This is a genomic window from Pseudomonas sp. PA-7-1E (genome assembly GCF_021605325.1).
GTDB classification, from domain to species: domain Bacteria; phylum Pseudomonadota; class Gammaproteobacteria; order Pseudomonadales; family Pseudomonadaceae; genus Aquipseudomonas; species Aquipseudomonas fluorescens_BV.
This window is the reverse complement of the sequence record NZ_WKFA01000044.1, coordinates 1-19,856: the sequence shown is the minus strand read 5'-3', so window position 1 is coordinate 19,856 and position 19,856 is coordinate 1. Positions and strand designations below refer to the sequence as shown.

Sequence of the window (19,856 nt, the reverse complement as noted above, 5' to 3'; positions counted from 1 at the left end):
TGCAAGCGACCGCGCCCACCCGCAGCGATCAAACCTTGGCGGCGACCGGTACGGTTTTACTGCGCGGGCGCAACTGGGCGGTGGCCATGGCCGGGTCGGTGACGCCGGTTTCGGCGCGCATGCCAGCGGCAAGGAACGGCACCATCAGGCGCATGACTTGCTCGATGGACGTGTTCACACCGAAATCGGTCTCGGCAATTGCCCGCAACGCCTTGATACCCGACATGCTGAAAGCTGCGGCACCGAGCATGAAATGCACACGCCAGAACAGTTCGATAGGCGGAATACGCGGCGCCGCTTCGTTGACCAGCAGCATATAGCGGCGGAACACCTTGCCGTACATGTCTTCCAGATAACGGCGCAAGTGGCCCTGGCTCTGGCTGAACGCCAGGCCAAGCAGGCGCATGAAGATCGATAAATCGTTGCCGCTACGGGGCTGCACGACCAACGCTTGCTCCACGAGGATTTCCAGCAGCTCTTCCAGGCTGGGCTTGTGATCGGCCTTGGCCTGGCGGCGTTCCAGCTCACGGTCGAGGCTTGCGCAGAACGGGCCCAGAAAGCGTGAGAACACCGCCTGGATCAGAGCCTTTTTCGAGCCGAAGTGGTAATTCACGGCGGCCAGGTTGACCCCAGCCTTGCTGGTGATCAGACGCAATGAAGTTTCAGCAAATCCTTTTTCCGCGAACAATTGCTCGGCAGCATCGAGAATGCGTTCAACGGTTTCCGACTGGGCCATGGCTACTCCGCCTGACAAACACTTGTTTGAAACATACGTTTCAGAGTGTGTCTTGTCAAGCCTGCGGGTCCGCTTTGCGGCTGGTCGGTCATCTGTTTCACCGCTATTTAATCATATCCTCGCAGCTCTGTAGGCAGCGCCGCTTCTGCTCTGTAGGACGGCTGACGGATGACCGTCCAGCGGAGCCGCCAAAAAGGATGATTGCCAAGCGCAGTTCACTGTATATAATCCCAGTCACTGTATAAAAAGACAGAGCGATCAACATGCTAAAACTGACGCCACGCCAAGCTGAGATTCTGGCTTTTATCAAGCGCTGCCTTGATGACAATGGTTACCCGCCTACCCGTGCGGAGATTGCCCTGGAATTGGGGTTCAAGTCCCCGAACGCCGCCGAGGAACACCTCAAGGCACTCGCTCGCAAAGGTGCGATCGAGATGACCCCCGGTGCTTCGCGGGGTATTCGCATCCCTGGCTTCGAAGCCAAGGCAGACGAGTCGACATTGCCGATCATCGGTCGCGTCGCCGCAGGTGCGCCGATCCTGGCGCAGCAGCACGTCGAGGAATCCTGCAACATCAACCCGACCTTCTTCCATCCGCGTGCCGACTACCTGTTGCGTGTGCACGGCATGAGCATGAAGGACGTGGGCATCTTCGACGGCGACCTGCTGGCCGTGCATACCACCCGCGAAGCCCGCAATGGCCAGATCGTCGTTGCCCGTATCGGCGACGAGGTCACGGTCAAACGCTTCAAGCGCGAAGGCAGCAAGGTCTGGCTCCTGGCCGAAAACCCTGAGTTTGCCCCGATCGAAGTCAACCTGAAAGACCAGGACCTGGTGATCGAAGGCTTGAGTGTCGGCGTCATTCGCCGTTAAAGGAGGCATCATGCAGCTCGTGCACACCCCACAACACACACAACTGTCGCTGTTCGAGGCCTTCATGGCCCAGCCCCTTGCGCCAATCCTCAAGGAAACGGTCGAAGCCCCCTGGGGCGGCGAACCTGAGGCGTTCAGTGAATTGTCGTTGCGCGGTGCGGCTGAGAGCTGCCTGAACCTGCTGGCACCTATCCTGCGCGAATTGAGCGAAGATCAGGACGCCCGCTGGCTGACATTGATCGCCCCGCCCGCCAGCCTCACCCAGGCCTGGCTGCGGGACGCCGGGCTCAACCGCGAGCGCATCCTGTTGCTGCAACCACGCGGCGCACAAAGCGCCCAGCAACTAACCTGCGAAGCCTTGCGCCTGGGCCGTAGCCATACGGTGGTGAGCTGGTTGAACCCACTGAATGCCAGCGCCAAGCAGCAACTTATCAGCGCTGCGCGCACGGGTGATGCACAGAGTTTGAATATTCGATTGGGGTAATGATGGGCGCGCCACAGAAGCAGCCTTCACGAAGGACTCAGTGAAGAACGCGCGGCCCTTCTTCTTTCTCCGGCTCGCCTTCGGCAAGGCGACCTGCCATCTGCACACCCACGCTCAACATGGCTTTAGCCACTTCGACGTGCTGGCCTTGCAGGAAGACTTTGGCGTCTTCGGAGAAATCCAGAATAACCAGAGAACCCTCGTCCTCCGCCCGGCGCAGTTCGATTCGGCCGTCAGGCAGTTCAACAATTTCCAGAAAGGACGTTGGCATAAAAGTCTGTTCTCCACGAAAGGCCTGGATTATATCAGTCATCCACCCAGCCTCGCAGGGGATATGGACAGGTTTGTTGACGGCTTGATGAATGGTGCCCTAGGGAACACGCTTCTCTGTGTGGGAGCTGGCTTGCCTGCGATGGCGGTGGGTCAGTTATCACAGGGCTTTTCTGACTCGCCTCTATCGCAGCATGGGCATCACAGAACTTTGCAAGCTGTAGCAGCCAACGGTAACCACGATGCGAAGCGAGCCGGTCCTGATCTTGATCTGCTTGTGATCTTGATCTGCTTGTGATCTTGATCTGGCTTTTGATCTTAGGCGCCCCGTTAAACCACGCTGGCCGAGCCTAGGCGAGGTGCCGAGTGGTGGGGCAAGAGCGCTTTGGTTACTTTCGCGCTTTTCGAAAGTGACCCGCCGGCGGAACCCTAAGTGGCCGTTACCGCAGGAATGGATATGTACTCGGTATAACAGGGTCGCCTGTCAGGCCGCCATCGCAGGCAAGCCAGCTCCCACATTTGGATCCTAGGGCGTCAGGTAGATAAGCGTCGGCCGTCCGGCCGTCGCGGGAGCAAGCTCCATCGCCACAGGTTCAGCGTCGCTGCGCAGCCAGCCCCCTCATTTACTCCTTCAACACTCGTTGAGCCCTTCACGAAAGCGCAGCGCCATCTTCTTCAACTCCTGGCGCCAGCCTTCCAACTCTTCGCGGCTCAAAGGCTTGGGCTCATCCTGTTCCAAGGCCACGGCGACGATCAGCGGCTGGGTGACATCCCCCTTGGGCACATGGGGAATACGCGGCGGCTGAAACATATCCGCATGTGCTTTGAGCAGCCGCGCCACCCAACTGTCGGGGCTCTGGGCCATTTCCACCAGTTCGGCCAACTCGGGGATCGCCATGGCGTCCAGCACTTCACGATTCATGATCATTTCTGCACGCGGCGCACCGGCCTGGGGTAGGCGGTAGAACCCGGCGATTTCATGGCACAGCCCCAGCAAGGCACCGTACAGGTGGAACAACGCCGCTTCGCGCCCCGCCTGTACCAGCGCGATGGCGTTCATCTCTTTCCCTTCCTCGGCACGGCCAAGGGCCTCCAGGGATAAACCCGCGAAGTAAATTTTCTGATTGGTACGGGTATAGAGTTCGTTGGCCATGACGGCAATCTCCACAACGAATAGGCGTGATGCTGACTGCGTAGGAGCGAGCTTGCTGTGGCGAGGGAGCTTGCTCCCGCTCGACTGCGTAGCAGTCGCCAGCTATTGGGGGCGCTTCGCACCCCAGCGCAAGCAAGCTTGCTCGCCACAACAAACTCAATCCTACAGTAAGCAAAAGCCGTCTATACAGACGGCTTTTGGCGTTAACAGACTAGCGGATCAAGCGCCCTGGCGCTTGTCCTCGACCTTCCACTTGCCGCCGTCGTAGAACGCTTTCCAGCCAGTAGGCTTGCCGTCCACTTCGGTCTGCACGTACTGCTCCTTGGTCTTGCGGCTGTAGCGGATCACGGCTGGACGACCATCCGGGTCCTTCTTCGGCGCTTCACACAGGAAGTGGTACTTCGGATCGATCTCGTCCTTGTGCGGCACGATCTCCATCACCAGTGGCGCACGGGTCTCGCGGTTTTTCGGGAACTGGCTCGCAGCCAGGAAAAGCCCCGAAGCGCCGTCACGCAGAATGTAGGTGTCGTTGACCTTCTCGCACTTGAGCTCGGGCATTTTCACCGGGTCCATCTTCGGCGGCGCCGCGTCACCGCTTTTCAGCAGTTTGCGGGTGTTCTTGCAGGTTGGGTTGGTGCACCCGAAGAACTTGCCGAAACGGCCAGTCTTGAGCTGCATCTCGCTGCCGCACTTGTCGCATTCCAGGCTCGGGCCTTCATAGCCCTTGATGCGATAGGTGCCCTCTTCGATCTCGTAGCCGTTGCAATCAGGGTTGTTACCACAGATGTGCAGCTTGTGCTTCTCGTCCAGCAGGTAGGCGTCCATCGCCGTGCTGCAGATCGGGCAGCGATGCTTGCCACGCAGCACCAGCGACTCGGACTCACCCTCGTCGTCAGCCGCGATTTCATCGCCCGGTACCAGGTTGACGGTCGCCTTGCAGCGCTCTTTGGGCGGCAGGCTGTAGCCCGAGCAACCGAGGAACACGCCGGTGGAGGCGGTACGAATCTGCATCGGTCGACCGCAGGTAGTGCACGGAATATCCGTCATCACCGGCTGGTTGGCGCGCATCCCGTTCTCGGGGTTCTCAGCCACTTCGAGCTTTTTCTTGAAGTCGCCGTAGAACTCGTCCAGCACGTTTTTCCAGTCGCGTTCGCCCTGGGCCACGTCATCGAGGTTCTCTTCCATGCCGGCAGTGAAGCCGTAGTCCATCAGGTTGGAGAAGCTCTCCGACAGACGCTCGGTCACGATGTCACCCATCTTTTCCGAATAGAAACGACGGTTGTGCAGCGCAACGTAGCCACGGTCCTGGATGGTGGAGATGATCGCCGCGTAGGTCGACGGACGACCGATACCGCGCTTCTCCATCTCTTTCACCAGGCTGGCTTCGGAATAACGCGCCGGCGGCTTGGTGAAATGCTGGGACGGGTCGAGCTTGATCAGCTTCAGCGTGTCGCCCTGGGCCATGTCCGGCAGCACATCATCATCGCCAGGCTTGGCGATCTGCGGCATCACACGGGTGTAACCGTCGAACTTGAGGATACGGCCCTTGGCCCGCAACTCGAAATCGCCCGCGCCCACGCTGACGGTAGTAGACAGGTATTGCGCCGGCAGCATCTGGCAAGCCAGGAACTGGCGCCAGATCAGCTCGTAGAGGCGCTCAGCGTCGCGCTCCATGCCGCTCAGCTTGGCAGGCGTGGTGTTGGCGTCAGAAGGACGAATCGCTTCGTGAGCCTCTTGTGCGCCTTCCTTGCTGCTGTAGACGTTCGGCTTCTCCGGCAGGTAGGTCTTGCCGAATTCGCTTTCAATATAGGTACGCGCCATCGCCACCGCGTCTTGCGACAGGTTGGTGGAGTCCGTACGCATATAGGTGATGTAGCCAGCCTCATACAGACGCTGGGCCATCATCATGGTCTTCTTCACCCCGAAGCCCAGGCGGTTGCTCGCGGCCTGTTGCAGGGTGGAGGTGATGAACGGCGCCGACGGCTTGCTGCTGGTCGGTTTGTCTTCACGCTTGACGATGCTGTAGCTGGAAGCCTTGAGCTTCTCCAGCGCGGCCATGGCCTGGGCTTCGTTCAGCGGTTTGAAGGCCTCGCCTTTCTCACGGGCCACTTCAAAGCGCACATTGGCGCCCTTGGCAGTGCCGAGGTCGGCGTGGACTTCCCAGTATTCTTCAGGGATGAACGCACGGATCTCGCGCTCACGTTCCACCACCAGCTTCACCGCAACCGATTGCACACGGCCGGCGGACAGGCCACGAGCGATCTTCGCCCACAGCAGTGGCGAGACCATGTAGCCGACGACGCGGTCGAGGAAGCGACGGGCCTGCTGGGCGTTGACACGGTCGATGTCCAGCTCGCCCGGCTTGGAGAAGGCTTCCTGAATGGCTTTCTTGGTGATTTCGTTGAACACCACGCGCTTGTAGCGGCTGTCATCACCGCCAATGGCTTCGCGCAGGTGCCAGGCAATGGCTTCCCCTTCGCGGTCCAAGTCCGTCGCGAGATAGATGGTGTCAGCATCTTTGGCGAGCCGGCGCAGCTCTTCGATGACCTTTTCCTTGCCCGGAAGGATTTCGTACTTGGCCTTCCAGCCATGGTCCGGGTCCACACCCATGCGCGAAACCAGTTGCTTGCGCGCTTTTTCTTTAGGCGTGAGTACCGGACCTTCGCCCGCGGCGGCCTTGCCGCGCTTGGCGGCAGGCTCCTTGCTGGCGCTAGCCGAACCGCTGGTGGGCAGGTCTCGGATATGGCCGATACTCGACTTCACCACGTACTCGTTGCCTAAGTACTTGTTGATGGTCTTGGCCTTAGCCGGGGATTCCACAATGACCAGCGATTTGCCCATGGATCGGAAAATTCCTGAATTCGAGAAGTGAAAGGCAGTTGGCGCCTGACGCGGCAACGCTATATATAGTGGCAACCGGATGAGGTCAAGCGCAGCATTCTGCGCGACCTGCCGTTATTGCCCTGTAAAAAGACTGGGTTCGGCCGTGACCAAAGCAAAGCGCGGGACCTGCTCGCCGTCAACTTCGACGGTCTCCAGGAACATGTTCAAAGGGCGCACCCAAAAGCCGTATTCGCCATACAGCGCTTGGTAAAACACCACTTCTTCTTCGGTTTCAGAGTGGCGCGCCACGCTGAAAACACGGTACTGCGGCCCCTTGTAATGCTGGTAGAGCCCTGGTTCGACTTTCATGCTCTGGCCCTCATGCAAAATTTGTTGAAAAAAAATATTTAAAAGTTCCAAAAAACAAAAACCGGGGCACTGGGCCCCGGCTTCCGTCAACCGAACGTTTAGACGCGTTCGAAGACGGTAGAGATGCCTTGGCCGAGACCAATGCACATGGTTGCAACCCCAAGGTTGCCGCCATTTTGCTTCATCACGTTAAGCAAAGTGCCAGAGATACGCGCACCGGAGCAACCGAATGGGTGGCCCAGGGCAATCGCACCGCCGTGCAGGTTAACCTTCTCGTTCATCTTGTCGAGTACTTTCAAATCTTTCAGCACTGGCAGGGCCTGTGCGGCGAAAGCTTCGTTGAGCTCGAAGAAGTCGATATCGGAGATGGAAAGGCCTGCGCGCTTCAAGGCTTTTTGTGTGGCCGGTACTGGACCATAGCCCATGATCGCCGGATCCACACCCGCCACTGCCATCGAACGAATCACCGCCAGCGGCTGGATACCCAGGTCCTGGGCACGCTGTGCCGACATCACGATCATGCACGAAGCACCATCGGTGATTTGCGAGGAAGTACCGGCTGTCACGGTGCCGCCCTTTGGATTGAAGGCTGGCTTGAGGGCCGCCAGGCTTTCCAGGGTAGTGTCCGGACGAATGGTTTCGTCGTAGTCGAACAGTTTCAGGAAGCCATTCTCGTCGTAGCCGTTCATCGGGATGATTTCATCCTTGAACTTGCCTTCCACAGTCGCCTTGTGGGCGAGTTGGTGGGAGCGCAGGCCGAAGGCGTCCTGGGCTTCACGGGTGATGCCGTGCATTTTGCCGAGCATTTCCGCGGTAAGGCCCATCATGCCCGAGGCTTTCGCCGCGTAGAGGGACATGTGCGGGTTAGGATCGACGCCGTGCATCATGCTGACGTGGCCCATGTGCTCCACGCCGCCGACCACGAATACATCGCCGTTGCCGGTCATGATCGCTTGCGCAGCGGTGTGCAGCGCGCTCATCGACGAACCACACAGACGGCTGACGGTCTGGCCGGCCGCGGTGTGCGGGATCTGGGTCATCAACGACGCCATGCGCGCGATGTTCCAGCCCTGCTCCAGGGTCTGGTTGACGCAGCCCCAGATCACGTCCTCGACTTCGTTCGGGTCGACCTTGGTGTTGCGCTCCAGCACTTTGCTGATCAGGTGCGCCGACATGTCTTCGGCGCGGGTGTTGCGGTGCATGCCGCCCTTGGAGCGGCCCATCGGCGTACGACCGAAGTCGACGATCACGACGTCTCTTGGATTCAAGCTCATAAATATTCTCGCTCTAGTCGTCTGGGCACTTAACCGAAGAAGCTCTGGCCATTCTTGGCCATTTCACGCAGCTTCGCGGTCGGGTGGTACAGCGGGCCCAGATCAGCGTACTGATCAGCCAGGGCAACGAACTGGGCCACACCGATGGAGTCGATGTAACGCAGCGCACCACCACGGAACGGAGGGAAACCAATGCCGTACACCAGGCCCATATCGGCTTCGGCGGCGGTTTCGACGATGCCGTCTTCCAGGCAACGCACGGTTTCCAGGCACAGGGCGATCATCATCCAGTTGATGATGTCCTCGTCGGACACCTCACGCTGTTCGTAGCTGACCGGAGCGAGTACTTCGTGCACCGACGGGTCGGCCACTTTCTTCTGCTTGCCCTTCTTGTCGGTCTCGTAGGCGTAGAAGCCCTTGCCGTTCTTCTGGCCCAGGCGCTTGGCTTCGTAGAGTGCATCGACAGCCGAACGACGGTCGTCTTTCATGCGGTCCGGGAAGCCTTCAGCCATGACGTCGCGACCGTGGTGGCCGGTGTCGATGCCGACCACGTCCATCAGGTACGCCGGGCCCATGGGCCAGCCAAATTTTTCCATGACCTTGTCGATGCGCACAAAATCCACACCGGCGCTGACCAGCTTGGCGAAACCGCCAAAGTACGGGAACAGCACGCGGTTGACCAAAAAGCCCGGGCAATCGTTGACGACGATCGGGTTCTTGCCCATTTTCTTGGCGTAGGCAACGGTGGTGGCAACGGCCAGCTCGCTGGACTTCTCGCCACGGATCACTTCTACCAGCGGCATCATGTGCACCGGGTTGAAGAAGTGCATGCCGACGAAGTTTTCCGGACGCTTGAGGGCCTTGGCCAGCAGCGAGATGGAAATGGTCGAGGTGTTGGAGGCCAGGATGGTGTCATCCTTGACCTGGGCTTCCACTTCAGCCAGTACGGCTTGCTTGACCTTCGGGTTCTCGACAACCGCTTCGACCACCAGGTCGACGTGGCCGAAATCGCCGTAGGACAGCGTAGGACGAATGCCGTTGAGCACTTCAGCCATTTTTGCAGCGGTCATGCGACCTTTATCAACGCGGCCCACCAGCAGCTTGGCGGCTTCGGCCAGGCCCTGCTCGATACCGTGTTCGTTGATGTCTTTCATCAGGATCGGCGTGCCTTTGGACGCCGACTGATAGGCGATACCGCCGCCCATGATACCGGCGCCGAGTACGGCGGCCTGTTTCACGTCCTTGGCGATTTCGTCGTAGGCCTTGGCCTTTTTCTTCAGTTCCTGATCGTTCAGGAACAGGCCGATCAGGCTCTGGGCCGCCGAGGTTTTCGCCAGTTTGACGAAGCCTGCCGCTTCCACTTCCAGGGCTTTGTCGCGACCGAAGTTCGCGGCCTTCTGGATGGTCTTGATCGCTTCCACCGGCGCCGGGTAGTTCGGGCCGGCCTGGCCGGCCACAAAACCTTTGGCGGTTTCGAACGACATCATCTGTTCGATGGCGTTGAGCTTGAGTTTTTCCAGCTTCGGCTGACGCTTGGCCTTGTAGTCAAATTCGCCGCTGATGGCGCCCTTGATCAGGTTCAGCGCGGCTTCGGCCAATTTGTCCGGGGCAACCACAGCGTCGACAGCACCGACTTTCAGTGCATCTTCAGCTTTGTTTTCCTTGCCGGCGGCGATCCACTCGATCGCGTTGTCGGCACCGATCAGGCGCGGCAGGCGCACGGTACCGCCAAAGCCTGGGTAGATGCCCAGCTTGACTTCCGGCAGGCCGATCTTGGCCGTCGCAGACATGACGCGGAAGTCTGCCGCCAGGCACATTTCCAGGCCGCCGCCCAACGCAATGCCATTGATGGCAGCAACGGTCGGCACGTTGAGGTCTTCGAAATCGCTGAAGATCTTGTTGGCTTCGAGGTTGCCAGCCACCAGCTCGGCATCGGGCAGCTTGAAGTTGTCGACGAATTCGGTGATGTCAGCGCCGACGATAAACACGTCCTTGCCGCTGGAGACGATCACGCCCTTGACCGAAGCATCTGCTTTGATGGTGTCTACGGCCTGACGCAGTTCGTTCAGGGTTAGACGGTTGAACTTGTTGACGGACTCACCCTTGAGGTCGAATTTGAGTTCGACGATGCCACTTTCAAGAGCCTTAACCGTGATGGCTTTACCTTCGTAAATCATCAACTGATCTCCACGATATGGAAGCTGAACAGTACACACTGGACGCTGGTCTCTGGTTTGACATTGACAGTTGAATCAATGATCACGCCAATCCGCCAGGCACACCCGCCAGTGCGATAGTCGGGTTTTGTATGAGTCGTCTGACAGGCAAACGCTCAATTCATACGCCCGTTTGATTTGGGTACGCCACCTTCATCCAATTCCGAGCAATTGTCAATCGCTCCAAAGGCTAGGAAAAACGCGACTTTCCGGTCATTTCAGAACCCGACCCACAGGCTGGCCACCCGCCAATATTCAAATATTCACAGGATCAATAATAGAAAAGGTGCGGGAAAAAGCTGTACAGAACGCAATACACGGCTAGGCTAGCGGCAACCTACAGATTTACCGGCCTGCCTGGCCAGCTCCAGCCCGATGATGATGTCGGGCTTTTTATTGGCCGGCTTTTCTGTAGGAGCGAGCTTGCTCGCGAAAACCTGGAGAGCGCCGCGTATAGCCTGATTATCCGCGTTATCGTTGGCGATTTTCGCGAGCAAGCTCGCTCCTACAACGTGTGGGTCAGGCCAGGGCCTTGAGCAGCGCATCGATGTCTTTCAGCACACTTGCTTCGCCCTTTTCGCCCCAATACAGGGCAATCATTTGTTTGTCGGCCTCGACCTTGTAGACGTTTGCCGGCAGCGTTGCAAAATGCGGCAACAACTTCTCATCCACACAGGGTTCACGCCACTGATTGACCCACAACCCCGGCTCCAGCTGCCAGTAGCTCCAGGTTGCGGGCGTGTTGCCGCGCCGCGGTCGGCAGTACTGCGCACAGGGGCTCGGCGGCTCCTGTTTGAGCCAGTGCGGCCACTCCTGGGGCGCCAACTGCATGGCCAGCCCGATGCGGCGGGCCTCCATGCGCAGGGCCATGCGCCCACTCTGCTGGCGCGAAGGGCGCAGCCATACCAGGGGGCTTAAAACCACCGCAAGGATTGACACCACTATCCAGACCGTCATATGTGTACTCCCGAATTTCTAGATGAGCGGATTTGATCTGCGGCAACCCCATCCGCTTGAAAGCAGCCATACTGAACTTATTGCAGCCCCCTGGAGGAACGCCTCATGCCCTACGAACATATTCTGGTCGCTGTCGACCTGACCGAAGAGTGCGATCCAGTGATCAAGCGCGCACAGGAATCCGCGATTGCCAATGGCGCCAAACTGTCGTTGGTACACATCGTCGAGCCCATGGCTATGGCCTTTGGTGGTGACGTGCCAATGGACCTTTCCCAACTGCAGCAGCAACAGTTCGACCAGGCCAAGGAGCGCCTTGACCGCTTGATTCTCAAGTATCCCAAGGTCAGCAAGGAAAATTCCCATCTTACCTACGGCCAACCGCGCCAGGAAATCCACCACTTGGCCAAAGAACAGGGTTGTGACCTGATCGTAGTGGGTAGTCATGGGCGACACGGTTTGGCACTGCTGCTGGGCTCGACCGCCAATGATGTATTGCACGGCGCACCGTGCGATGTACTGGCCGTCAAACTGGTAAAGAGTTCGTAAGACCGATGAAGGTCTAATGTGGGAGCTGGCTTGCCTGCGATAGCGGTGTATCAGCCACCCGATGCATCAACTGACAGACTGCTATCGCAGGCAAGCCAGCTCCCACAGTTGAATCGCATTTCATATTAAAAAGCCCGGCGCTCATAGAAGAGCGCCGGGCTTTTTTATTGCGGGTCGATCAGTCAGCCATCCAGCTCGGCCCAACGCTCAACCAACGCTTCCAGCTCCTGGTTCAGCGTCTCCAGAGAGGCGATGACCTTGGCGGTTTCTGCCGCAGGGCGCAAGTAGAAGCCGGCGTCAGCCATTTCCGCTTCGACCGCAGCGATCTGCTGTTCCTTGGCATCGATATCGCCTGGCAAGGCTTCCAGTTCACGCTGCAACTTGTAGCTGAGCTTTTTCTTGGCAGGCGCACCTTCAGCAGCCGGTGCAGGCGTTTCGGCAGCGACCGGAGCCACCACCGCCGTGTTCAGGTCGGCCTTGCCCGACTTGCTCTCGGTCACGCCCAGCAGGCGCGGCGAGCCGCCCTGACGCAGCCAGTCCTGATAACCGCCCACGTATTCGCGCACCTTGCCTTCGCCTTCGAAAACCAGGGTGCTGGTGACCACGTTGTCGAGGAATTCCCGGTCGTGGCTGACCATCAGCACGGTGCCGTTGAAGGTCAGCAAGACCTCTTCCAACAGTTCCAGGGTTTCCACGTCGAGGTCGTTGGTCGGTTCGTCGAGCACCAGCAGGTTGGCCGGCTTGCTGAACAGCTTGGCCAGCAGCAGGCGCGCGCGCTCACCACCAGACAGAGCCTTGACCGGCGTGCGCGCACGTTGCGGGCTGAACAGGAAGTCGCCCAAGTAGCTGAGTACGTGGCGGCTCTGGCCGTCGATGTCGATAAAGTCGCGACCTTCGGCGACGTTGTCGATCACGGTCTTTTCCAGGTCCAACTGGTGGCGCAACTGGTCAAAGTAGGCCACGTCGATGCGAGTGCCCTCTTCTACCTTGCCGCTGGTCGGTTGCAGACCGCTGAGCATCAGCTTGAGCAAGGTGGTCTTGCCGGTACCGTTGGCGCCCAGCAGGCCGATACGATCGCCACGCTGCAGGACCATGGAGAAGTCCTTGATCAGGAACGGGCCGTCCGGGTGATGGAAGCTGACGTTCTCCAGCACCATCACTTGCTTGCCCGACTTGTCGGCAGTATCGAGCTGGATATTGGCCTTGCCGGTACGCTCGCGGCGCTCACTGCGCTCGACGCGCAAGGCCTTCAAGGCACGCACGCGGCCTTCGTTACGGGTGCGACGGGCCTTGATGCCCTGGCGGATCCAGACTTCTTCCTGGGCCAGCTTCTTGTCGAACAGCGCGTTGGCGGTTTCTTCGGCCGCCAGGGCGGCTTCCTTGTGCACCAGGAAGCTGGCGTAGTCGCCGTTCCAGTCGATCAGGCCGCCACGGTCCAGCTCGAGGATGCGCGTAGCCAGGCTCTGCAGGAATGCACGGTCGTGCGTGATAAACAGCACGGCGCCCTGGAAGTCCTTGATGGCCTCTTCAAGCCAGGCGATGGCGCCGATGTCCAGGTGGTTGGTCGGTTCGTCGAGCAGCAGCAGGTCCGGCTCGGACACCAGCGCCTGGGCCAGCAGCACGCGACGACGCCAGCCACCGGACAATTCGGCGAGGGTCTTGTCGGCCGGCAGTTGCAGACGGCTCAGGGTGCTGTCCACCAGTTGCTGCAAGCGCCAGCCATCACGGGCTTCGAGGTCTTGCTGGACGTGCATCAGTTTGTCCAGGTCTTCTTCGGTGACGCAGTTCTGTGCCAGGTGATGGTATTGCGCGAGCAACTCGCCTACGCCGTCCAGGCCTTCGGCTACCACGTCGAACACTGTCCGTCCGTCGGCCACCGGCAATTCTTGCGGCAATTCGCCGATCTTGAGGCCCGGGGCACGCCAGACAGAGCCGTCATCGGGCTTCTGGTCGCCTTTTACCAGCTTCATCATGCTGGACTTGCCGGTGCCGTTGCGGCCGATGATGCACACCCGCTCACCACGGGCGATCTGCCAGGACACCTTGTCCAACAACGGCATGGCGCCGAAAGCAAGGGACACATCGCTGAATTTGAGCAGGGTCATACGCTTCTCCAAAAACTGGGCGCGCATTCTACCTGAGTTGAAGGTGGGATGCGGTCGGGATTTTCTGTATAGACACGTTCTGTAGGACATTTCCGGCGAACTTGAACGAACCAGCCGGCAAAGCTTTCGCGGGCCGCTGGCAAAAGGCTAAGCTAGGGGCAATCAGTGTCGGCGGTGCCGGTGCTAGTCGTGATTTCTCTGCACGGACGTCTCATGCGCAGTCGCCTTTTCAACTTTTTGTCTTGTCTGCTCCTTTCCGCCACTGCCGTTCAATCCGCCCAGGCGGTGGATCTCACCACTCAACGCCAGTATTACGATCAAGCCAAACGCGCCCTGGCCAAGGGCGACACCGGCCCTTACATGCAATACAGCCAGGCCCTGGCCGACTACCCGCTCACGCCCTATCTGGCCTATGACGAACTGACCGCGCGCCTGAAAACCGCAAGTAACGAGGAAATCGAACAATTCCTCGCCAAACACGGCGACCTGCCCCAGGCCAACTGGATGAAACTGCGTTGGCTGCGCTGGCTGGCCGAACGCGGCGATTGGCAGACTTTTGAAAAGTACTACGACACCAAGCTCAATTTCGTCGAGCTGGACTGCCTGCATGGCCAATACCAGCTCAGCCACAACCTGAAGGCCGAAGGCTACAAGACCGCCGAAAAACTGTGGATGACCGGCAAATCCCAGCCAGCCGCCTGTGACGTCACGTTTGGCCAATGGGCCGCTGCCGGCCAACTCACCGAGCAGAAGATCTGGGACCGCGCCAAGCTCGCCGCCGAAGCGCGTAATTACGCGCTGGCCAACAGCCTGGTGAAAACCCTGCCGACCCTTGGCGCCCAGGGCCGCCTGATGGTGGATGTGGCACAGAAGCCAGACATGCTCAGCGACCCGTCACGCTTCCAGCCGGCCACCGAGGCCATGTCTGACGCCGTGGGCCTGGGCCTGCGTCGCCTGGCGCGCCAGGATCCGGACAAAGCCATGTCGCTGCTCGATGGCTACGCCAGCAGCATGCACTTCTCCCGTGACGAAAAGGTGTCGATTGCCCGCGAGATCGGCTTGACCCTGGCCAAGCGCTTCGACCCGCGTGCGCTGGAGGTCATGACCAAGTACGACCCCGAGTTGCGCGACAATACGGTTTCCGAGTGGCGCCTGCGCCTGCTGTTGCGCCTTGCGCGTTGGGAAGACGCCTACCAGTTGACCCGCAAACTCCCACAGGACCTGGCCACCACCAACCGTTGGCGCTACTGGCAGGCACGCAGCCTGGAGCTGGCCGAGCCAAAGAACCCGCAAGCCTTGGTCCTGTACAAAAACGTGGCCAAGGAGCGGGACTTCTACGGTTTCCTCGCCGCTGACCGCTCCAAATCTCCTTACCAGTTGAACAACAAGCCGCTGGTGATGAGCCAGGCGCTGGTCAACAAGGTGCGCAATACTCCTGGGGTGCGGCGTGCCCTGGAATTCTACGCCCGTGGCCAGATCGTCGACGGTCGCCGTGAGTGGTACCACGTCAGCCGTCATTTCAACCGTGACGAGATGGTCGCCCAGGCCAAGTTGGCCTACGACATGAAGTGGTACTTTCCGGCCATCCGCACCATCAGCCAGGCGCAGTACTGGGACGACCTGGACATCCGCTTCCCGATGGCCCACCGCGACACCCTGGTGCGCGAAGCCAAGGTACGCGGCCTGCACTCCAGCTGGATCTTTGCCATCACCCGCCAGGAAAGCGCGTTCATGGACGATGCCCGCTCCGGCGTCGGCGCCAGCGGCCTGATGCAACTGATGCCCGGCACCGCCAAGGAAACCGCACGCAAGTTCAGCATCCCCCTGGCCTCCCCGGCCCAGGTGCTGGACCCGGATAAAAACATCCAGCTCGGCGCTGCTTACCTGAGCCAGGTGCACAGCCAGTTCAACGGCAACCGCGTGCTCGCCTCCGCTGCCTACAACGCCGGCCCAGGCCGCGTGCGCCAATGGCTGCGCGGCGCAGACCACCTCAGTTTCGACGTATGGGTGGAAAGCATCCCCTTCGACGAAACCCGCCAGTATGTGCAGAACGTGCTGTCTTATTCGGTGATCTACGGGCAGAAGCTCAACTCACCACAGCCGTTGGTGGATTGGCATGAGCGGTACTTCGACGACCAGTAATAGTTTGTAGGAGCGAGCTTGCTCGCGAAGAACGTCAACGATAACGCGTGCTTCCTGGATAAACTCGGCGCCTGTGAGTTTTTCGCGAGCAAGCTCGCTCCTACAGAGGTTTCATTGCCCGCATCGAAAGATGCGGGCATTTTTTATGGGCGCTGATTCACCTGTTCATCTCCATCACTGAACTGCAACGCCGCCAACCGCGCATACAGCGGATTGCTCGCAATCAACTGCTGATGCGTGCCCACCGCCACCAGCTTGCCCTGGTCCATCACCGCAATGCGGTCGGCATTCTTCACCGTGGCCAAACGGTGGGCGATCACCAGCGTGGTGCGCCCCTCCATCAGCTGCGGCAGCGCTTGCTGGATAAGGTGTTCACTCTGGGCGTCGAGGGCGCTGGTGGCTTCGTCCAGCAGCAGGATCGGCGCGTCGACCAGCAAGGCGCGCGCGATGGCCAGGCGTTGGCGCTGACCGCCGGAGAGGCCTTGGCCACTTTCGCCGAGGTGGGTTTGGTAGCCGTCGGGCATTTGCAGGATGAAGTCGTGGGCGTGGGCAATACGCGCGGCGGCTTCCACCTGGGCGGTGGTGGCGGACGGGTTGCCGTAGCGGATGTTGTCCTCGACGCTGCCGAAGAACAACGCCGGGCTCTGGGACACCAGAGCGAAGTGGCGCCGCAGGTCCAGGGGGTCTAGCTCGGTCAGCGGCTGGCCTTCGAGCAGGATTCGGCCTTGCTGGGGGTCGTAGAAGCGCAGCAGCAGATCGAAAATCGTCGACTTGCCCGCACCGGACGGCCCTACCAACGCCAGGGTTTCGCCCGGGTTGATGGTCAGGTTCAAGCCGTCGATGGCGTAGCTGTCCGGTCGCGAAGGATAGGAAAAGCGTAGGTCCTGCAGCTCCATGCGGCCACTGACCCGTTCCGGCAAACGTACGCCGCCAGTGGCCGGCGCCTGGATCTCGTTGCCTGACTGCAACAGCTCACCGATACGCTCGGCTGCCCCGGCGGCACGCTGCAACTCGCCAAGCACTTCGCTAAGGGTGCCGACGGCGCTGCCGACAATCAGGCTATAGAACACGAACGCCGCCAGCTCACCGCCGGAAATGCGTCCGCTGATCACGTCCATGCCGCCCACCCACAGCATCACGCCTACCGCGCCGAGCACCAGCATGATCACCAGGGTGATCAGCCAGGAACGCTGCAAGATGCGTTTACGTGCCGTGACAAAGGCGTCCTCGACGGTGACGGCAAAGCGTTGTTCGTCCTGCACCTGATGGTTATAGGCCTGCACGGTCTTGATCTGGCCCAGCGTCTCGGCGACATAGCTGCCGACGTCCGCGATACGGTCCTGGCTCAAACGCGACAGGCTGCGCACACGGCGCCCGAAGATCAGAATCGGCGCCAGCACCAGCGGCAACGCCACCACCACGATGCTGGTGAGCTTGGGGTTAGTGATAAACAGCAACACGATGCCGCCGATCACCATCAGGGCGTTGCGCAAAAACAGCGACAGTGATGAGCCGATCACCGATTGCAGTAAGGTGGTGTCGGTGGTCAGCCGCGACTGGATTTCCGAGCTGCGGTTGTTCTCGTAGAAGCCGGGGTGCAGGTAGATCAGGTGGTTGAACACCTGCCGACGAATATCGGCCACCACCCGCTCGCCAATCCACGACACCAGGTAAAACCGCGTGAAGGTGCCCACGGCAAGGCCGAGCACCAGCAGCATGAACAGGCCTATAGACTGGTTGAGCAGATGCGGCGACTGGGTCATGAAGCCCTGGTCCACCAACAGGCGTATGCCCTGCCCCATGGACAAGGTGATGCCAGCGGTGACGATCAGCGCCAACAGTGCGCCAAGCGCCTGCCAGCGGTAGGGCGCGATAAAGCGGCTGGCCAGGCGAATCGCACGGCGTTGACGGATTGAGAACATGGAAGGATCACCAATGGAGAGTCTATACATCAACATTGGGGGAACTTGCACAAATAACAATGAGTCAGGTTAATTATGCCCACCGATGCAGGCCGCTAGAGGCTATCGGTCTAAGACTCATCTGGAAATATGTACCGGTTTCTGGTGGACTGGGTGTTCGAACCGACGAGCGTGTAAGGAGTTGTAACAGCGCGTTCATGTGGGGGAATTAAAGTAGGTACACAACCTGATGAGGAGACAGGCCATGACCTTGCAAAATAGCAGCGACGCCAAGATTGAAGTGATCCGCCAGCCGCAGCAGCTGCCTTGCTCGTATATCGATGCCAAGGGCCGGGAAGTGCAGATTACCGAAGAAATGATCCAGCAAGCCTGCAGCGAGCTGGAACAGCGACTGGTCAAGCCTGCCCAGCAAGGCTGAAGCGCCCACGCTCTTTCAAACCCGGCCCAAGTGGCCGGGTTTTTTGTGCCCCCTGTAGGAGCGAGCTTGCTCGCGAAAAACCTGAGGGCGCCGCGTTAAATCAGAAACGCTGCGCTATCGTTGACGTTTTTCGCGAGCAAGCTCGCTCCTACAGTTATAGGTGTTCGGCACCCAGAGCAGTCACGATCTGTGACAGCACCGCCGACTCCCCCTTGATGCGCACCTTCAAGCCATCGATCTCGCGACGCTCCGGATAGTGCTTGCGCAGCAGGTCGAAGGCTTGGCGCTGTTCCTGCACGGTGCCCACCAGGCTGCGGCGGAAATCCGCGTCGTCACGGCGTGGGTCGTACACACTGCGGCACAAGGTCGCCAGCGCCCAGGCCGGGTCAGTCTCAGGATGCAGGTGCATCTCGGCCAGCCAGGGGGCCGGTAGCAAATCACTTAAGTGAATACTCGGTTCCTGGCCCAGGTGCGCGCACAGCGCCTGGTAAATCTGCGCGGTGCCGCGCTGCTTGCCATCGAGGCTGTAGCCGGCAATATGCGGCGTGGCCAGCACGCACAGGTCAGCCAGGTCGACGTCCACCTCGGGCTCGCCTTCCCACACGTCCAGCACCGCTTGCAGGTCTTCGCGCGCCAGCAACACCTCGCGCAGCGCGGCGTTATCCACCACCGCACCCCGGCTGGCGTTGATCAGCCAGGTGCCCGGCTTGAGCTGTGCCAGGCGCTGGCGATCAAACAGGTGCCAGGTCGAACCGTTGCCGGACTTGATCAGCGGCGTATGCAAGCTGATCACGTCACATTGCTCGATGATCTGCTGCAGGCTGACGTAATCACTGCCCTCGGTAATCTGGCGCGGCGGATCGCACACCAACACATTCCAACCCAGGCCCTGGAGCACCTTGACCAAGCGCCCGCCGACTTCACCCGCGCCGACGATGCCGTAGGTACGCTGCTTGAGGTCAGCGCCTTCGATTTCAGCCAGGGTCTGCAAGCTGCCAAGCACGTAGTCCACCACCCCACGCGCATTGCAGCCGGGCGCGCTGGACCACTGGATACCCGCTTGCCTGAAGTAGTCGAGGTCCAGGTGGTCGGTGCCGATGGTGCAGGTGCCGACAAAGCGCACGTTACTGCCCTCAAGCAAGGCACGGTTGACGTTGGTCACCGAGCGCACCAGCAGTACATCGGCCTGCTCGACGGTGGCGCGGTCGATGGAACGGCCGGGCACGCGGCGAATCTCGCCAAACCCTTCGAAGAATGCATCGAGCAGCGGGATATTTTCGTCGGCAACAATCAGCATGGCAGGCTCCTTTGGCGGATTGGCAGTGTACAGAAGATCCTGTGTAGGAGCTGGCTTGCCTGCGATTGCATCGACCCGGTTTGCCTGATGGACCGAGGTGCCCGCATCGCAGGCAAGCCAGCTCCCACAGGGGTCAGCGCTGGCCTGGGCGCATCGCTTACAAATCCCTAACACAGGTTTTTTCCTGACCGCTGCGTCAACGCGTAGAATCCGCCGTCCTTGCGACTGCCTTTCTATTGGACACCTGTACGTGAACACTGCCACCGCTACCC

Annotated in this window: 17 protein-coding genes; 5 read left to right on the top strand and 12 right to left on the bottom strand. The window is 59.9% G+C overall.

All coding sequences use genetic code 11. The features are described from left to right. Positions 1 to 28: 28 nt before the first annotated feature. Complete coding sequence (locus GIW79_RS22130; protein ID WP_034126647.1) at positions 29 to 736, bottom strand: TetR/AcrR family transcriptional regulator; 708 nt, start codon at positions 734 to 736, stop codon at positions 29 to 31. A gap of 263 nt (positions 737 to 999) precedes the next feature. Here GIW79_RS22130 and lexA point away from each other — a divergent pair, with 263 nt between their 5' ends. Together lexA and sulA are read left to right on the top strand one after the other, a co-directional pair. Next, positions 1,000 to 1,608 (top strand): transcriptional repressor LexA, encoded by a 609-nt coding sequence (gene lexA, locus GIW79_RS22125; protein ID WP_003172575.1) that lies wholly within the window; start codon positions 1,000 to 1,002, stop codon positions 1,606 to 1,608. Positions 1,609 to 1,618: 10 nt separating this feature from the next. Continuing rightward, entirely contained in the window at positions 1,619 to 2,092 is a 474-nt protein-coding gene (gene sulA, locus GIW79_RS22120; protein ID WP_005786162.1) for an SOS-induced cell division inhibitor SulA, read from the top strand. A gap of 37 nt (positions 2,093 to 2,129) precedes the next feature. On the opposite strand, the gene GIW79_RS22115 is transcribed toward sulA, so the two are convergent. From GIW79_RS22115 to GIW79_RS22080, 8 genes are all read right to left on the bottom strand, one after another. Then, positions 2,130 to 2,363, bottom strand: coding sequence for a hypothetical protein (locus tag GIW79_RS22115; protein WP_003189656.1), 234 nt, complete (start codon positions 2,361 to 2,363; stop codon positions 2,130 to 2,132). 630 nt (positions 2,364 to 2,993) lie between these two features. Then, a complete protein-coding gene (locus GIW79_RS22110; RefSeq protein ID WP_054898792.1) occupies positions 2,994 to 3,515 on the bottom strand; it encodes a DUF6586 family protein in 522 nt (173 codons plus the stop codon). A gap of 219 nt (positions 3,516 to 3,734) precedes the next feature. After that, a complete protein-coding gene (gene topA / locus GIW79_RS22105) occupies positions 3,735 to 6,356 on the bottom strand; it encodes a type I DNA topoisomerase (RefSeq protein ID WP_003189652.1) in 2,622 nt (873 codons plus the stop codon). A 114-nt stretch (positions 6,357 to 6,470) separates the two neighbouring features. Then, complete coding sequence (locus tag GIW79_RS22100) at positions 6,471 to 6,707, bottom strand: DUF1653 domain-containing protein (protein ID WP_125969687.1); 237 nt, start codon at positions 6,705 to 6,707, stop codon at positions 6,471 to 6,473. 98 nt (positions 6,708 to 6,805) lie between these two features. Then, the gene (gene fadA, locus GIW79_RS22095; RefSeq protein ID WP_003189650.1) at positions 6,806 to 7,981 is read right to left on the bottom strand and encodes an acetyl-CoA C-acyltransferase FadA; all 1,176 of its coding nucleotides are present in this window, start codon (positions 7,979 to 7,981) and stop codon (positions 6,806 to 6,808) included. 29 nt (positions 7,982 to 8,010) lie between these two features. Beyond that, the gene (fadB, locus tag GIW79_RS22090; protein WP_236454379.1) at positions 8,011 to 10,158 is read right to left on the bottom strand and encodes a fatty acid oxidation complex subunit alpha FadB; all 2,148 of its coding nucleotides are present in this window, start codon (positions 10,156 to 10,158) and stop codon (positions 8,011 to 8,013) included. A 365-nt stretch (positions 10,159 to 10,523) separates the two neighbouring features. Then, complete coding sequence (locus tag GIW79_RS22085; RefSeq protein WP_196492034.1) at positions 10,524 to 10,694, bottom strand: hypothetical protein; 171 nt, start codon at positions 10,692 to 10,694, stop codon at positions 10,524 to 10,526. Positions 10,695 to 10,716: 22 nt separating this feature from the next. After that, the gene (locus GIW79_RS22080) at positions 10,717 to 11,154 is read right to left on the bottom strand and encodes a hypothetical protein (RefSeq protein WP_054898793.1); all 438 of its coding nucleotides are present in this window, start codon (positions 11,152 to 11,154) and stop codon (positions 10,717 to 10,719) included. A 105-nt stretch (positions 11,155 to 11,259) separates the two neighbouring features. Between GIW79_RS22080 and GIW79_RS22075 the strand changes: the two genes are divergently transcribed. Next, entirely contained in the window at positions 11,260 to 11,700 is a 441-nt protein-coding gene (locus tag GIW79_RS22075; RefSeq protein WP_034126643.1) for a universal stress protein, read from the top strand. 182 nt (positions 11,701 to 11,882) lie between these two features. Here the strand turns inward: GIW79_RS22075 and GIW79_RS22070 are convergent, their stop codons facing one another. Next, positions 11,883 to 13,805, bottom strand: coding sequence for an ATP-binding cassette domain-containing protein (locus tag GIW79_RS22070; protein WP_054898794.1), 1,923 nt, complete (start codon positions 13,803 to 13,805; stop codon positions 11,883 to 11,885). 213 nt (positions 13,806 to 14,018) lie between these two features. Here GIW79_RS22070 and GIW79_RS22065 point away from each other — a divergent pair, with 213 nt between their 5' ends. Then, entirely contained in the window at positions 14,019 to 15,947 is a 1,929-nt protein-coding gene (locus GIW79_RS22065) for a transglycosylase SLT domain-containing protein (RefSeq protein WP_034126641.1), read from the top strand. Positions 15,948 to 16,090: 143 nt separating this feature from the next. Here GIW79_RS22065 and GIW79_RS22060 read toward each other — a convergent pair whose 3' ends face one another. Continuing rightward, positions 16,091 to 17,899 (bottom strand): ABC transporter ATP-binding protein/permease, encoded by a 1,809-nt coding sequence (locus GIW79_RS22060; RefSeq protein ID WP_236454393.1) that lies wholly within the window; start codon positions 17,897 to 17,899, stop codon positions 16,091 to 16,093. Between the two features lie 214 nt (positions 17,900 to 18,113). Here GIW79_RS22060 and GIW79_RS22055 point away from each other — a divergent pair, with 214 nt between their 5' ends. After that, a complete protein-coding gene (locus GIW79_RS22055) occupies positions 18,114 to 18,287 on the top strand; it encodes a PA1571 family protein (RefSeq protein ID WP_014717504.1) in 174 nt (57 codons plus the stop codon). A 154-nt stretch (positions 18,288 to 18,441) separates the two neighbouring features. Here GIW79_RS22055 and pdxB read toward each other — a convergent pair whose 3' ends face one another. Next, complete coding sequence (gene pdxB, locus GIW79_RS22050) at positions 18,442 to 19,584, bottom strand: 4-phosphoerythronate dehydrogenase PdxB (RefSeq protein ID WP_236454376.1); 1,143 nt, start codon at positions 19,582 to 19,584, stop codon at positions 18,442 to 18,444. Positions 19,585 to 19,856: the final 272 nt, after the last annotated feature.

What these genes read in the sequence shown, in the direction of transcription:
- GIW79_RS22130 (WP_034126647.1), bottom strand. Translation starts at nt 736, where the DNA reads ATGGCCCAGTCGGAAACCGTTGAACGCATTCTCGATGCTGCCGAGCAA.
- lexA (WP_003172575.1), top strand. Translation starts at nt 1,000, where the DNA reads ATGCTAAAACTGACGCCACGCCAAGCTGAGATTCTGGCTTTTATCAAG.
- sulA (WP_005786162.1), top strand. Translation starts at nt 1,619, where the DNA reads ATGCAGCTCGTGCACACCCCACAACACACACAACTGTCGCTGTTCGAG.
- GIW79_RS22115 (WP_003189656.1), bottom strand. Translation starts at nt 2,363, where the DNA reads ATGCCAACGTCCTTTCTGGAAATTGTTGAACTGCCTGACGGCCGAATC.
- GIW79_RS22110 (WP_054898792.1), bottom strand. Translation starts at nt 3,515, where the DNA reads ATGGCCAACGAACTCTATACCCGTACCAATCAGAAAATTTACTTCGCG.
- topA (WP_003189652.1), bottom strand. Translation starts at nt 6,356, where the DNA reads ATGGGCAAATCGCTGGTCATTGTGGAATCCCCGGCTAAGGCCAAGACC.
- GIW79_RS22100 (WP_125969687.1), bottom strand. Translation starts at nt 6,707, where the DNA reads ATGAAAGTCGAACCAGGGCTCTACCAGCATTACAAGGGGCCGCAGTAC.
- fadA (WP_003189650.1), bottom strand. Translation starts at nt 7,981, where the DNA reads ATGAGCTTGAATCCAAGAGACGTCGTGATCGTCGACTTCGGTCGTACG.
- fadB (WP_236454379.1), bottom strand. Translation starts at nt 10,158, where the DNA reads ATGATTTACGAAGGTAAAGCCATCACGGTTAAGGCTCTTGAAAGTGGC.
- GIW79_RS22080 (WP_054898793.1), bottom strand. Translation starts at nt 11,154, where the DNA reads ATGACGGTCTGGATAGTGGTGTCAATCCTTGCGGTGGTTTTAAGCCCC.
- GIW79_RS22075 (WP_034126643.1), top strand. Translation starts at nt 11,260, where the DNA reads ATGCCCTACGAACATATTCTGGTCGCTGTCGACCTGACCGAAGAGTGC.
- GIW79_RS22070 (WP_054898794.1), bottom strand. Translation starts at nt 13,805, where the DNA reads ATGACCCTGCTCAAATTCAGCGATGTGTCCCTTGCTTTCGGCGCCATG.
- GIW79_RS22065 (WP_034126641.1), top strand. Translation starts at nt 14,019, where the DNA reads ATGCGCAGTCGCCTTTTCAACTTTTTGTCTTGTCTGCTCCTTTCCGCC.
- GIW79_RS22060 (WP_236454393.1), bottom strand. Translation starts at nt 17,899, where the DNA reads ATGTATAGACTCTCCATTGGTGATCCTTCCATGTTCTCAATCCGTCAA.
- GIW79_RS22055 (WP_014717504.1), top strand. Translation starts at nt 18,114, where the DNA reads ATGACCTTGCAAAATAGCAGCGACGCCAAGATTGAAGTGATCCGCCAG.
- pdxB (WP_236454376.1), bottom strand. Translation starts at nt 19,584, where the DNA reads ATGCTGATTGTTGCCGACGAAAATATCCCGCTGCTCGATGCATTCTTC.